At 63.5% G+C, this 13373-nt stretch carries 12 protein-coding genes; 6 read left to right on the top strand and 6 right to left on the bottom strand.

Annotated elements, in window-relative coordinates; genetic code table 11:
• The first annotated feature begins 45 nt into the window (after positions 1-45).
• On the top strand, positions 46-864 hold the full coding sequence (locus JQ629_RS13645; protein ID WP_212413115.1) for an NAD-dependent epimerase/dehydratase family protein: 819 nt from the start codon (positions 46-48) through the stop codon (positions 862-864).
• 107 nt (positions 865-971) lie between these two features.
• On the opposite strand, the gene JQ629_RS13650 is transcribed toward JQ629_RS13645, so the two are convergent.
• Together JQ629_RS13650 and JQ629_RS13655 are read right to left on the bottom strand one after the other, a co-directional pair.
• On the bottom strand, positions 972-1664 hold the full coding sequence (locus JQ629_RS13650; RefSeq protein WP_212413116.1) for a GntR family transcriptional regulator: 693 nt from the start codon (positions 1662-1664) through the stop codon (positions 972-974).
• Positions 1661-2668: a Gfo/Idh/MocA family protein gene (locus JQ629_RS13655; protein ID WP_212413117.1), complete on the bottom strand. Its 1008-nt coding sequence runs from the start codon at positions 2666-2668 to the stop codon at positions 1661-1663. The genes JQ629_RS13650 and JQ629_RS13655 overlap by 4 nt, the downstream gene beginning before the upstream one ends.
• 169 nt (positions 2669-2837) lie before the next feature.
• Here JQ629_RS13655 and JQ629_RS13660 point away from each other — a divergent pair, with 169 nt between their 5' ends.
• Positions 2838-4547 (top strand): IlvD/Edd family dehydratase, encoded by a 1710-nt coding sequence (locus JQ629_RS13660; RefSeq protein ID WP_212413118.1) that lies wholly within the window; start codon positions 2838-2840, stop codon positions 4545-4547.
• 16 nt (positions 4548-4563) lie between these two features.
• On the opposite strand, the gene JQ629_RS13665 is transcribed toward JQ629_RS13660, so the two are convergent.
• Positions 4564-5367: an enoyl-CoA hydratase/isomerase family protein gene (locus tag JQ629_RS13665; RefSeq protein ID WP_212413119.1), complete on the bottom strand. Its 804-nt coding sequence runs from the start codon at positions 5365-5367 to the stop codon at positions 4564-4566.
• A gap of 267 nt (positions 5368-5634) precedes the next feature.
• Between JQ629_RS13665 and JQ629_RS13670 the strand changes: the two genes are divergently transcribed.
• Entirely contained in the window at positions 5635-6870 is a 1236-nt protein-coding gene (locus tag JQ629_RS13670) for an NAD(P)/FAD-dependent oxidoreductase (protein WP_212413120.1), read from the top strand.
• A 103-nt stretch (positions 6871-6973) separates the two neighbouring features.
• Positions 6974-7960 (top strand): sialic acid TRAP transporter substrate-binding protein SiaP, encoded by a 987-nt coding sequence (locus tag JQ629_RS13675; RefSeq protein WP_249135020.1) that lies wholly within the window; start codon positions 6974-6976, stop codon positions 7958-7960.
• A 48-nt stretch (positions 7961-8008) separates the two neighbouring features.
• On the opposite strand, the gene JQ629_RS13680 is transcribed toward JQ629_RS13675, so the two are convergent.
• The 3 genes from JQ629_RS13680 to JQ629_RS13690 are packed head-to-tail and all read right to left on the bottom strand — an operon-like array spanning position 8009 to position 10960.
• On the bottom strand, positions 8009-9118 hold the full coding sequence (locus JQ629_RS13680; RefSeq protein ID WP_212413121.1) for a mandelate racemase/muconate lactonizing enzyme family protein: 1110 nt from the start codon (positions 9116-9118) through the stop codon (positions 8009-8011).
• 19 nt (positions 9119-9137) lie between these two features.
• Complete coding sequence (locus JQ629_RS13685; protein WP_212413122.1) at positions 9138-10046, bottom strand: ribokinase; 909 nt, start codon at positions 10044-10046, stop codon at positions 9138-9140.
• A gap of 20 nt (positions 10047-10066) precedes the next feature.
• Positions 10067-10960: a sugar kinase gene (locus tag JQ629_RS13690; protein WP_212413123.1), complete on the bottom strand. Its 894-nt coding sequence runs from the start codon at positions 10958-10960 to the stop codon at positions 10067-10069.
• A 245-nt stretch (positions 10961-11205) separates the two neighbouring features.
• On the opposite strand from JQ629_RS13690, the gene JQ629_RS13695 reads away from it, so the two are divergent.
• Positions 11206-12120 (top strand): VOC family protein, encoded by a 915-nt coding sequence (locus JQ629_RS13695; RefSeq protein ID WP_212413124.1) that lies wholly within the window; start codon positions 11206-11208, stop codon positions 12118-12120.
• Between the two features lie 135 nt (positions 12121-12255).
• Entirely contained in the window at positions 12256-12963 is a 708-nt protein-coding gene (locus JQ629_RS13700) for a TetR/AcrR family transcriptional regulator (protein WP_212413125.1), read from the top strand.
• Positions 12964-13373 lie beyond the last annotated feature (410 nt).

Genomic DNA, 13373 nt, shown 5'->3' on the forward strand with positions numbered 1-13373 from the left:
TTGTCGGCCAGCGACCGCAAATCGGTCGCAACGAAGAGGAAAGAAATGCCACGCATATTGATGACCGGCGCCGCCGGAGGAATCGGCACCAGCCTGCGCAAACTGTTGCCGCCGATCTATCCGGATCTGCTGCTGAGCGACCTTGCGACGCCTGCTGATCTCGGCGCAAACGAGAAATTCAAGGCGGCTGATCTGGCCGATCCCGCGCAGGTCGAGGCGATCTGCGAGGGTGTCGACGGCATCCTGCACTTCGGCGGCTATTCGGTCGAGGGGCCGTGGGATTCGATCCTGCAGTCCAACATCATCGGCTGCTACAATCTGTTCGAGGCGGCGCGCAAAAAGGGTGTCAAGCGCGTGGTGTTTGCTTCGTCCAACCACGCGGTCGGCTTCTATCCGCGCCACCACCGGATCGGCACCGATGTCACCCCGCGTCCCGATAGCCGCTACGGCGTCAGCAAGGTGTTCGGTGAAGCGGTCGGATCGCTCTATGCCGACAAGCACGGGCTTGGGGTAACGTGTCTGCGCATCGGCAATTTCGGCGAAAAGCCGCTCGACCATCGCCGGCTCGCGATCTGGCTGAAGCCGGAAGATCTGGTGCAGCTTTGCCGGATCGGGCTCGACCACCCCGACATTCATTTCGAGATCTTCTACGGCGCGTCGTACAACGAGCGCGCGTGGTGGGATAATCACCGCGCCTACGAGCTCGGCTATCGCCCGACCGGCCGCGGCGAAGATCATCGCGAGCATGCGATGGCCGAGCAGGCCAAGCTCAAGCCTGATCCCGTCAGCGATTTCTACCAGGGCGGCACGTTCTGCGGCATGGAGTTCGACGGCGACAAGAGCAGGATCGTGGATTGGAAGTGACTTCCGTCATTCCGGGGCGTGCGAAGCACGAGCCCGGAATCCATACTCCCGATGGTGGTTATGGATTCCGGGCCTGCGCCAAGTGGCGCATCCCGGAATGACGGCGTCTATGTCGTGCCCTCATCCCCCGCGATCCGCCGGAGATAATCCGACTTGCTAAATTGCATGTGGTCGACGCAAAGCTGCGCCAGCGCCCAGTTGTCACGGCCTTTCAAGAGTTCGATCATGAATTCGTGCTGGCGCCGTGACAGCGCGAGCCCCTCTTTGTCGGCCAGATTCTTGGCGCGCATCGGCAGCGTCAGGTTCATGTAGTCCTGCAGCGAACGCACCAGATAGGGATTGCCGCAGGCGGAGAACAGCGCGACGTGAAATGCGTCGTTGGCTTCGTGAATGCCGCGCAGATCCTGGGCGTCAGCCCTGGCGCAATATTGCCGCTGCAATTCGTTCAACTGCTCGATCAGGCTTGCTGACGCGGGCAGGGCGATCATCAGCGCCGCCTGCCGCGTCAGCATTTCCCGCACCTCGTAGATCTGCCGCACTTCCTCGGCCGAATAGAACCGCACGGTGGCGCCGATGTTCTTCTCGCGCAGCACGATGCCTTGGCGCTCAAGTTGAAACAGCCCCTGGCGCACGAAATGCCGGCTGGCGCGGTAGCGCGTCATCAGCGTGTCTTCGACCAGCCGCGAACCCGGCGCGAAGCGGCCGAAGATGATGTCCTCTTCCAGCCGGCGGATCACCTCCGCCTGCTCTTCCTCGCGCGTCAGCGCGGAAATCTCGGTCAAAGCTTCCTGCGGCTTCATTGCAAAGCCTCCCAGCCTGACAGCCGATAGCAATCCTCGACCAGCCGCAGCGTCTCGAGATTATCCTGCGGTGCGGTCTCGAACGGCGTGTTGTCCCGTAATGATTGCACGAAGTGCGCAATCGTCCGGTTGTACGACCCCTGATATTCGGTGGCGAGATCGTAGACCTTTTCCTGGGGCGCAGCACCCGAGCAGATGAGTTGCGGCCCGTCGAGCTTGATGGCGCCCTTGTCACCGAGAATTTCCAGCCGATCGATCTGGGTGGCTGGATGCCCGTGCGCGGCAAAGCTCGCAAACACCGTGACGCCGGCGCCGTTGCCAGCCTGGAGCTGGATCACCGCGCCGTCTTCGCCGACCAACTGCTCGCTCGAGCGCGAAAGCGCAGCCGCCGTCACGCGCAGCGGCCCGAGCAGCATCCGCAGCGTATCGAGGTGGTGGATCAAGACCTCCGCGACCAGCATGCGCTTCTCGCGCCGCATGAAGGGCTGTCGCTCCAGCGCCGGGCACAGCCCGTCGGGTCCCGGCAGCACACCCGACGTGAGCAAGGTGAGTTGCGCCTGCTTGATGTTGCCGATACGGCCCTCTCGCAGCCAGGCCGCGGCGTCACGATAATATCCGCGAAAACGCCAGTTCTCGTGCACCATCAACCGCGTCAGGTCGCGGACCTCGGCAGCGAGGTCGGTCGCTTGCTGCAGGTTCGGTGCCAGCGGCTTCTGACAGAGCACCGGCAGGCGCTTAGCTGCCACGAGCCGGACCAGCGGCGCGTGCATCTCGCGTGGCGCCGCGATGTCGATGGCGTCAAGTTCGGTCTCGGCCAGCATCGCTTCCGCGCTGGCGTAGGTGTTGGATATTGCGAATTCGGTTGCACGGCGTGCGGCGTTGTCGGCCGAGGGATCGGCGACCGCAACAACGCGCGCCTGATCTGCTATACTGGCCCAGGCGATCAGATGATGGCGGCTCACCATGCCGGCGCCGACGAGGCCAACGCGCAACGGCTTGTTCATGGGATGCTCGCTTCCGATCATCGCTGGAAGTCAGCACGCACGGGTATTATTGTCAATAATGCAACATGATTGGTGACGAAACAGCGTAGTTTTGACGCCGGATATCAAATATTGACAATAATTTCTCAGGCTCCTTTAGTGCGAGTCTGCAGCAACAGGGAAGAACAAGATGGCTGATGACGGACTTCGCAAGGGACTGGCAAGTTATGGCGATGCTGGCTTCTCGCTTTTCCTGCGCAAGGCCTTCATCAAGGCGATGGGCTATTCCGACGACGCGCTCAACCGCCCGATCGTCGGCATCACCAACACCTACAGCGATTACAATCCCTGCCATGGCAACGTGCCGCAGATCATCGAGGCGGTGAAACGCGGCGTGATGCTGACCGGTGCGATGCCGATGGTGTTCCCGACCATCTCGATCGCCGAAAGTTTTTCGCATCCGACCTCGATGTATCTGCGTAACCTGATGGCGATGGATACCGAGGAGATGATCCGCGCCCAGCCGATGGACGCCATTGTCGTGATCGGCGGTTGCGACAAGACCCTGCCTGCGCAGATCATGGCTGCCGTTAGTGCGGACCTTCCGACCGTCGTCATTCCCGTAGGGCCCATGGTGGTCGGGCATCACAAGGGCGAAGTGCTGGGCGCCTGCACGGATTGCCGACGGCTGTGGGGAAAATACCGCGCCGGCGAAATCGACGATATTGAGATCGAAGCCGTGAACGGCCGCCTGGCGCCATCGGTCGGCACCTGCATGGTGATGGGCACGGCGTCGACGATGGCGTGCATCACCGAGGCGCTGGGCCTGTCGCTGCCGATGAGCGCGACGATTCCGGCGCCACACGCCGAACGCTTCCGTTCCGCGGAAGCGAGCGGCAAGGTCGCCGCCGCGTTGGCCAAGGCGAAGGGGCCGCGGCCGAGCGAGTTTTTGACCGCCTCGTCGTTCCGGAATGCGCAAGTGGTGCTGCAGGCGATCGGCGGCTCCACCAACGGCCTCATTCATCTGACCGCGATCGCCAACCGCACCAAACACCGCATCGATCTCGAAGGTTTTGACAAGCTCGGCCGCGAGGTGCCTGTTCTGATCGACCTGAAACCGTCGGGTGAGCACTACATGGAGCACTTCCATCATGCAGGCGGCCTGCCGAAGCTGATGGCGCAGCTCGGCGATCTCATCGATCTCGATGCAAAGACCATCACCGGTGCGACGCTGCGCGATGTCGTGGCTGACGCCGAGGAAGTACCGGGGCAGGACGCGATCCGTCCCCGCAGCAATCCGATCAAGCCGGAAGGCGCGATGGCGGTGTTGCACGGCAACCTTGCGCCGCGCGGCGCCGTAATCAAGCATTCGGCGGCAAGCCCCAAGCTCTTGCAACATACCGGCCGTGCGGTCGTGTTCGAGTCCGTTGAAGATATGACGCTGCGGGTCGACGATCCCGCGCTCGACGTCAATGCCGACGACGTGCTGGTGCTGCGCAATGCCGGGCCGAAGGGCGCGCCGGGCATGCCGGAAGCGGGCTATCTGCCGATCCCGAAAAAGCTCGGACGCGCAGGCGTCAAGGACATGGTGCGGATCTCGGACGCGCGCATGAGCGGGACGGCGTTCGGCACCATCGTGCTGCACATCACGCCGGAATCCGCTGTCGGCGGTCCGCTGGCGCTGGTGAGGAATGGCGATATGATCCGGCTCGATGTCGCCAAACGCAGCATCGATCTCTTGGTCGACAATGCCGAGCTCGAAAAACGCCGCGCCGCGCTGGCGCCGGCAGCAACACCCGAATGGGCCAGGCGCGGATACGCGCATCTGTTCAACGAGACCATCCTGCAGGCCGACGAAGGCTGCGATTTCGATTTCATGCGCGGCGAGGGGAAGGGCTAGGCTTCGGTTGCCGCCTCTACTTCCCCTTGCTGGTGAACTTCTTCACCGCAACACGGAAATCATCGGTGTGCATGGCGTCGATGATCTTCTGTTCCTCGGCATCAAGCTGCTGTTTGGTCGGGGTGACCGCGGCCTGGTAGACCAGTGACTTGGTACCGCTGATCGCCGCCGGCGGGTTCTGGGCCAATCGCTCGGCGAATTTTTGCGTCGCCGCCTTCAGTTCTGCGGCCGGAACGACCCTGGCGACCAAACCCCAATCGTAAGCCTGCTGCGCCGAAAAACTGTCTTCGGCGAGAAACAGCTGCAGCGCGCGGCGGGTGCCGACGGTGCCCACCATGCCGACGGTGCTGCCGCCATCCGGCGACACGCCGATCTTGGCGTAAGCCGGCGTGAAGCGGGCGTCTTCAGCGGCGATGCAAAGATCGGTCACGAAGGCGAGGCCCATGCCGGCGCCGGCCGCCGAGCCGTGAACGCTCGACAGCACGATCTTCGGCATCCGCCGGATGGTTTCGATAAAGGCGTGGTAGTGCCTCAAGAGTTCGCCGACCACCGGCGCAATGGTGTCGGCGGCTGCGGCAGCACCGATGGTCTGCAGATCGCCGCCGGCGCTGAAGGCGCGGCCTTCGCCCTGGATCACCAGCACTCTTATCGCGTCATTGCCCTCGACCTCGGCGCCAAGCTGTTCCAGCTTTTTCGCGATTGACAGGTCGATCGAGTTGAACGCCGCGGGCCGGTTCAGCGTGATGGTCGCAATCGGACCTTCGATCGTGAGCCGTGCCGGCTCATCGGATGGGGCAGCGGTATGATCTTGTGTCGTCATCGGAAAATCCTCCGGGCGGAACGGACGCCCGCATTTAAATCGCAGAAGCCCGGGGGAGACAATCCCGGACCCGGCCGCAGGATGCGGCCTTATCCGTCCTTCCGGGGCAGGGGTGCCCTTGCGCGTTGCCGAACCTTTGGGCTTAATGGGTGCCCATCGTTCGGGACGCGGACACGAGCGCCGCTCTCACGAGGCGAGCAAGCCAACATCAGCAGTGAGAGGAGACGACATGGGTAATTCCTGTGCGCCTGCAATTGGGTTGTCCCGATGACGCAAGGACCGGATTTGCAAGGGCCTGTCGTAATCGTCGGCGCCGGACATGCCGGCTTTCAGGTTGCGGCCTCGCTTCGCCAGCACGGCTTTGCCGAGCGCATTGTGCTCCTGAATGACGAAGGCCATCTGCCATACCAGCGGCCGCCGCTGTCCAAGGCCTATCTGAAGGGAACCGGCGGGCCTGACAGCCTGATGTTCCGGCCGGAAAAATTCTTTTCCGACCAGAAGATCGAGCTGATTTCCGACCGGGCGGTGTCGATCGACCGCGGGGCGCATAAATTGTTGCTCGCCTCCGGTTCCTTCCTCGACTACGGCCACCTCGTGCTGGCGACCGGCGCGCGCAATCGCCTGCTCGACATTCCCAACGCCAATCTGGAGGGCGTGCGCTATTTGCGCACCCTCGACGAAAGCGAGGCGTTGCGGCACCGGATCGGATCCGGCCAGCGCGTCGTTGTGATCGGCGCCGGCTTCATCGGACTGGAATTCGCCGCGACCGCCCGGGGCAAGGGCCTGGAAGTCGACGTGGTCGAACTCGGCACCCGCGTGATGGCGCGCGCGGTGACCGCGGAAATCTCCGAATTCTTCCAGTCGAGCCACACGGCGGCCGGCATTCGCATTCATCTCGGCGTGCAGGTCACGAGCATCGAGAGCACCGGCAGCAATGTTACCGGCGTCAGCCTCAGCGATGGCCGGCATATGCCAGCCGATCTCGTGGTGGTCGGTGTCGGCGTCCTGCCGAACGTCGAACTGGCGGCCGATGCCGGCCTGCCGGTTGCGGCCGGCATCATCGTCGATGAACATTTGCTGACGGCCGATCCGGATATCTCGGCGGTCGGTGATTGCGCGCTCTATGCCAGCCCGCGCTTCGGCGGATCGCTGCGGCTGGAATCCGTGCAGAACGCCACCGACCACGCGCGCTGTGTCGCGGCGCGGCTCACTGGCGATGCCAAAGTCTATGACGGGCTGCCGTGGTTCTGGAGCGACCAGGGTCCCCACAAGCTTCAGATCGCGGGTTTGACGACGGGCTATGACCAGGTGGTGGTGCGCGGCGATCAAGGGGCGGGAGCGTTCTCCGCCTTCTGCTACAAGTCCGGGCAACTCGTCGGCATCGAATCCGTCAACCGCGCCGGGGATCACATGTTCGGACGGCGCCTGCTGGCCGCCAACGGCTCGATCGGGCCGGAGCAGGCGGCTGATAGCAGCTTCGATCTGAAGAGCGTGCTGACTTAAGTCGGAGGGGCTCTGCCGCCGGTCCACTTGCATCGGCGGATCATTTCGGCAACGCTGCAGCAGGCCCGCCAGAGGCTTCGGTGAGTCAATCGGGGAGGGTAGCATGTCCGCCTGGACACGCTGTCTGATGCTAAGCAATGCCGTCATCCTTGCCGTGGTCATGGCCAGCCCGACCTCGGCCCAGACCAAGCTCCGATGGGCGCATGTCTATGAAATCACCGAGCCCTACCACACCGAAGCGCTGTGGGCGGCGAGCGAGATCAGGAAACGTAGCAACGGCAAATTCGATATCGAGGTGTTTCCCGCTTCCCGCCTCGGCAACGAGAATCAGCTCAATGAGGGGCTCGGGCTCGGCACCATCGATATCGTCTACGTCGGCATCAACTTCGTCGCGGCAACCTACAAGCCGCTCGGCATCACCGGCGCGCCGTTCATGCTGCGCGATTTCGACCATTGGAAGGCCTATCGCGCCAGCAAGCTGTTTGCCGATCTTGCGAAGGACTATGAAGACAAGACCCGGCACAAGATCGTCGCGCTGACCTATTACGGGCAGCGTCATGTCACCGCCAACGAGCCGATCAGCAAGCCCGACGACATGAAGGGCATGAAGCTGCGTGTGCCGCCGGCGCCGCTGGTGCTGATGTTCACCAGATCCGTCGGCGCCAACGCGACGCCGATCGCATTCTCCGACGTTTATAATGCGCTCCGGCAAGGCCTGGTGGACGGTCAGGAGAATCCGCTGCCCACCATCATGGCCAAGAAATTCTACGAGGTGCAGAGTCACATCGTGCTGACCGGCCACATCACGGAATCGATGGTGACGGTGATCGGCAGCCACGTCTGGAACAAGCTGAAGCCGGACGAGCAGAAGCTGTTTGCGGATACGATGAAGGAGGCCGCTGCGAAGGCGACGGAGGCGATCGAAGCTTCCGAGCGGGTTTTGGCGACACAGCTCAAGAAGCTCGGCATGACCGTGGTCGAGCCGGATCGAGAGGCATTCCGGCAAGCAGCGGTTCCGCTGCACAATGATGCCGCCGCCGGCGCCGGATGGACGCGGGCGCAGTACGACGAATTGCAGTCGCTGAAGTAACGGCTGCGTTTCGATGCCACCGCCGCGCATTTTCCTGCTCAGGTGACGTCAGGCGCTCACGACGATCGGCGTGAACGCCTGCAGCTTTGCGATCGCCTGCCAGTCCCACGCGATACCGATGCCGGGCGCCGACGGCGGCTTGGCCTTGCCGTTCTCGATCGCAAGGCGGCTGGTGGTGATGGTGTCGAGCTGCGGGATCCACTCCACCCAGGCCGCATTCGGCACGGCGGCGCACAGCGAGACGTGCAATTCCATCAGGAAATGCGGACAGATCGGAACGTTGAAGGTTTCAGCGAGGTGGGCGACCTTGAGCCACGGTGTGATGCCGCCGATACGCGCCACATCCGCTTGAACGATCGAGCAGGCGTCGCGCTGCAGATATTCGCGGAAGTGGCTCGGGTGATAGATCGACTCGCCGACCGCAATCGGCAGGGAGGTCGAGGCCGCGAGGCGAATGTGGCCGCCGAGGTCCTCCGCCGGCAGCGGCTCTTCGAACCAGGCCAGGTCGAGCGGCTCGTAAAGTCGCGCGCGGCGGATCGCTTCGCCGACGGTGAAGGCCTGATTGGCGTCGACCATGATCTCGAATCCGGGCCCGACCGCCTCGCGCACCGCCGAGAGACGCGCGATGTCCTCGCTGACATGCGGCCGGCCGACCTTGATCTTGGCGCCGCCAAAACCCTGCGCGCGCACCGCGAGCGCGTCATCGACCAGCGCCTGCGGTTCGACATGCAGCCAGCCGCCTTCGGTGGAGTAGACGGGCATGGCGGCTTGCGCGCCGCCGGCCTCCTTCCAGAGCGGCCGGCCTGCGGCCAGGCATTTGACGTCCCACAGCGCGGTATCGATGGCGGCGAGTGCGAGGCTGGTGATGGCGCCGACCGCGGTCGCATGGGTTGAGAAGAACAGGCTCTTCCAGATCGCCTCGATGTCGAGTGGATCGCGGCCGAGCAGCCGTGGCACCAGATGATCCCGCAGCAAGCCGACAACCGACGAGCCACCGGTGCCGATCGTGTAGGAGTATCCGGTGCCGACGACGCCGTCGCTGGTGTGAATGCGCACCATCGGGGTTTCCTGCGCGGCGAACGACTGGATCGCGTCGGTGCGCACCACCTTCGGAACCAGATCGACCTGCAGGATTTCGACGCGTTCGATCTTGGCCATGTTTTTCCTTCTTGTTGGCTCAGATAGCGGCCGCTACTTCCGCGGCCGTCGGCATCGAGGGTGCCGCGCCCATCCGTTGCACGCAGATCGATGCCGCGGCATTGGCATAGGCGAGGGCGTCGCGGATGGCTTTTCCATCCGCCAACTGCGCCGCGAGCGCGCCGACAAGGCAATCGCCGGCGCCGGTGGTATCCACCGCCTTCACCTTGCGGCCGGGGATGACCGACGGCTGACCATCGATCATCGCAAGCACGCCGCGGCTGCCCAGCGTCACGCAGACGATCTGGTCGCGGTTTGACGGCAGCAACCGGACAGCTTCGATGAAGCTGTTGTCATCATCGGTATCGCGAAGCTCGGTGCCGGCGAGAAGCACAAGCTCGGTCTCGTTGAGAACGAGGATGTCGACGAGGTCGAGCAGCTCGCGTCCGAACCTGGTCGCGGGCGCGGGGTTGAGGATCGTGGTCGCACCTGCAGCGCGGGCGCGCTCGAAGAATGCAGCGATCGTGGGCAGCGGGATTTCGAACTGGCTGACTGCGATGTCGCCCCTGGCGAGAACGGGCGTGCCGACATCCTCGGCACTCACCAGCGCATTGGCGCCGGGTACGACGACGATGGTATTGTCGGCATTGGCGATGGTGATGAGCGCCGTTCCGGTGTGGGCCTCGGCGGTGTCCTTGAGATGCGCGAGGTCGACGCCTTGCGCGGCGAGAAACGCCCGCAATTGTTGCCCGAAGGCATCCGTTCCCAGCCGGCCGATCAGCGTGGTTGATACCCCGAGCTTGGCGGCCGCCACCGCCTGGTTGGCGCCCTTGCCGCCGGGGAAATACAGCACCGCTTTGCCGGCGACGGTCTCGCCGACAAGCGGATGCCGGTCGGCGGTCGCCACCACATCCATGTTGATGCTGCCGGCGACGAAGACGCGCCCCATTCTAGCTCCGATTCATCCGGTCACGAGCTGGCCGCAAACGCCATCTTGACCACTTCGATATCCGTCAGCGTCGGCAATCCCGCCTCGTTGCCGAGCCGCTGGATCTTGAAGGTCGACGCGGCGCGCGCAAATTCGAAATGGTCACGCCAGCTTTTGCCGGGGTTGCTCAAATAGGAATAGACGTAGGCGCCATGAAAGACGTCACCGGCGCCGTTGGTGTCGATCACCCGCTCGCGCGGGATCGGCAGTGCGGGCAGGCTGCGAACCGAACCGGTCTCGTCGTACCACAGCAGGCCCTTTTCGCCGAGCGTGACGCCGCCGACCCGGCAGCCTCGGCTCTTGAGATAATCCAGCATTGTCTCTGGCGTCTTGTCCATCTGTTCGCACAGCCGCTCGGCGACGATGGCAACGTCGATGAATTCCAGGAGCTCATGGGTGTTGTTGCGCAGGCCGCCGCCGTCGAGCGAGGTCAGGATGCCGGCTTCGCGACATAGCTTGGCGTAATGGATGGCAGCGTCCGGCTGGTGGCCGTCGATATGCAGCGCGCGGCATCCCTTGATATTGAGGATGGGGAAGGGATGGATGTGTTCGTCGTCGCGGCAACGCACGATGGCGCGCTTGCCGTCCTTTGGCATGATGAAGGACAGCGAGGAGGCGTTGACCTTGCGCGGATGGATCGAGATTCCGTATTTCGCGCTCATGTCCCAGAACATGCGGCCGAGCCAGTCGTTGGCGACAGTCGCAATCAGGTCCGGCACGATGCCGAGCTTGGCGCAGCAGAACGCGGCCGTGACGGCGTTGCCGCCAAACGACACCGCGTAGGCCGAGGCCACATGCTTCTCATCGCCGGTCGGCATGTGGTCGGTGATGAAGGTGACGTCGATATAGGTCTGTCCGATGAAGAGGGCCTGCATTCGTTTTCCGTCATTGTACTTCAGAGTGTTGGGCTGAAGGGTGGGTCCGGCCCGGCGCGCTACACTAGCACCGCTTGTCGGATGCATTCGCTGAAATTATTCGCAGCCGTGCCGTGTTTGCGGCTTGAGAAGGGCATGTCAGGGGATTAGGACCGTCCTTGAGGCATCGTCAGGATGCCGGGCCATAACGGCTGACCGCTGCCCGGGGTTCCGGACGGTGCGACAAAAGGGGGAGGGCTTTTGCCGTGATTACAGGTCTCGATCATGTGGTCGTACTCACCGGCGATATTTCGGCGGGCGAGGCGGCCTATCAGGCGCTGTTTGGGCGGACGCCGGCCTGGCGCAACAGTGGCGACGGCGCCGAGCGCGTGTTGTTCACGCTCGATAACGTGACGCTGGAATTGATGGCGCCGAGCGGCGACGGCGAGGCGGCGGAGCGCATTCGCGCCGTGCTCGCGGCGCAGGGTGAGGGGCTGGCGAGCCTTTGTTTTCGCACCAACGACATCACGAAATTGCATCGCAGGCTCGACCGGCTGACCCTGAAGCCGGAGCCGGTCGCCGAGGTCGAAAGCCGCGATGCGGTCACGGAGGCGACCTTGTCGTGGAAGCGCACCCGCGCCGCGTCCGATGCGACGCGTGGCATCCGCATGTTCTTCCTCGAACTGGCAAAGGAGCGCCCGCTGTCGATGCGAACCGGGCCGGCATCGATCACCGCGATGGATCATGTCGTGGTCTCGACGCCGGATCCCGAGCGGGCCGCCGCGCTCTATGGCGCGCGGCTCGGGCTCGACATGGCGCTCGACCGGTCGCATCCGGACTGGGGCCGGCTGATGTTCTTCCGCTGCGGCGATCTCATCGTCGAGGTGACACACCGGCCGGGCAAGCCGGCGGACGGGGCGCAAGATAAACTCCAAGATAAACTCCAAGATAAACTCCAAGATAAACTCCAAGATAAACTTCACGACAGGCTGCGGGGCCTGTGCTGGCGCGTCGCCGATATCGACGCCACCCATGCGCGGCTGACGGCTGCCGGCGTCGACGTCTCCGAAATCCGCACCGGCCGCAAGCCGGGGACGCGGGTGATGACCGTGCGCAACGGCACCTGCGGCGTGCCGACGCTGCTGGTACAGCCGTCGGTGAAGCCGGGCGCGCTCGATTGATTCAACGTCATTGCGAGCGAAGCGAAGCAATCCATGCCGCCGCTGGGGATACATGGATTGCTTCGTCGCTGACGCTCCTCGCAATGACGGGGATAGCGTGCTACATCCCGTCCAGGCGATCATCGAGCGATTGAATTGGCAAAGGCAAAACGTGTTCTGAAATGGCAGCGCGACCCCGAGGGGATGCGGATCCGCATTCTCGAGGCCGCCAAGCAGGAGTTCGCCGCCCACGGCCTCGCCGGGGCGCGCGTCGACCGGATCGCGGCCAATGCCGGCGCCAACAAGCGCATGCTGTATTATCACGTCGGCAACAAGGAAGACCTCTACCTCGAGGTGCTCGAAGGCGCCTATGAGCAGATCCGCGCCGAGGAGCGCACCCTCGATCTCGAACATCTCGATCCGCCCAAGGCGATCGAACGGCTGATCGATTTCACCTGGAACTACTTCATCCGCAATCCGGAATTCCTGGCGCTGCTCAATACGGAAAACCTTGCCAAAGCGCGCCACCTCAAGCGCTCGACCAAGGTCAAATCGATGCATTCGCCGTTCGTCGAGATGATCCGCACGGTGGTCAATCGCGGCGTCGAAAGCGGCGACTTCCGCGTCGCGGTCGATCCGGTCCAGCTCTATATCTCGATCGCCGGACTGTGCTTCTTCTATCTGTCGAACAGCGCGACGCTGAGCGTGATCTTCGGCCGCGACCTCCTGAAGAAGGAAGCGCGGGACGAACGCCTCGCCCACATGGTCGCGCTGGTGCTGGCGGCCCTGACCGGAAAATCCACCGCGGATTTCGGTAAGGTCAAGGCGGCGGGATTGCGGGCTCCGGCAATTCAGCCGGTTTGAGCTTTTTGTCGTCCCGGCGAACGCCGGGACCCATACTCCGCGGCGGCTATTGTAACGGAAGGTATCTAACGTCAGCGCTCTCACCGATGGGCCGCGGCGTATGGGTCCCGGGTCAAGCCCGGGACGACGGCTGTGTTTGTTGTTGACACTATCATCCAAAACGCACTTTCGCATTCTCGCGACGCATTGCGCCCGAGCTTTTGCCAGAATTCCTTGCCCTCGAAGATAGAGGGCGCAGGGAATGCCGGATGCGCGCTGCACCCGCGGTCTCATGTGCGGTTAGCACAAAAAATGCTGCACATGAGCATACAGGGCAGCGGAGAACATCCGACATTCCCTGCGCAATGGCTTTACGGCTTATGCCGTGCTCTCCCCGGAGACGAGTTCTTGGTTGACTCCGTCGCTGCCGT

Source organism: Bradyrhizobium sp. AUGA SZCCT0222 (assembly GCF_018130205.1).
In the GTDB taxonomy this organism is placed as follows: domain Bacteria; phylum Pseudomonadota; class Alphaproteobacteria; order Rhizobiales; family Xanthobacteraceae; genus Bradyrhizobium.

Excerpts from the sequence above, each read along its gene's own strand:
- JQ629_RS13645 (WP_212413115.1), top strand. The coding sequence starts at position 46 with ATGCCACGCATATTGATGACCGGCGCCGCCGGAGGAATCGGCACCAGC.
- JQ629_RS13650 (WP_212413116.1), bottom strand. The coding sequence starts at position 1,664 with ATGAAGCCGCAGGAAGCTTTGACCGAGATTTCCGCGCTGACGCGCGAG.
- JQ629_RS13655 (WP_212413117.1), bottom strand. The coding sequence starts at position 2,668 with ATGAACAAGCCGTTGCGCGTTGGCCTCGTCGGCGCCGGCATGGTGAGC.
- JQ629_RS13660 (WP_212413118.1), top strand. The coding sequence starts at position 2,838 with ATGGCTGATGACGGACTTCGCAAGGGACTGGCAAGTTATGGCGATGCT.
- JQ629_RS13665 (WP_212413119.1), bottom strand. The coding sequence starts at position 5,367 with ATGACGACACAAGATCATACCGCTGCCCCATCCGATGAGCCGGCACGG.
- JQ629_RS13670 (WP_212413120.1), top strand. The coding sequence starts at position 5,635 with ATGACGCAAGGACCGGATTTGCAAGGGCCTGTCGTAATCGTCGGCGCC.
- JQ629_RS13675 (WP_249135020.1), top strand. The coding sequence starts at position 6,974 with ATGTCCGCCTGGACACGCTGTCTGATGCTAAGCAATGCCGTCATCCTT.
- JQ629_RS13680 (WP_212413121.1), bottom strand. The coding sequence starts at position 9,118 with ATGGCCAAGATCGAACGCGTCGAAATCCTGCAGGTCGATCTGGTTCCG.
- JQ629_RS13685 (WP_212413122.1), bottom strand. The coding sequence starts at position 10,046 with ATGGGGCGCGTCTTCGTCGCCGGCAGCATCAACATGGATGTGGTGGCG.
- JQ629_RS13690 (WP_212413123.1), bottom strand. The coding sequence starts at position 10,960 with ATGCAGGCCCTCTTCATCGGACAGACCTATATCGACGTCACCTTCATC.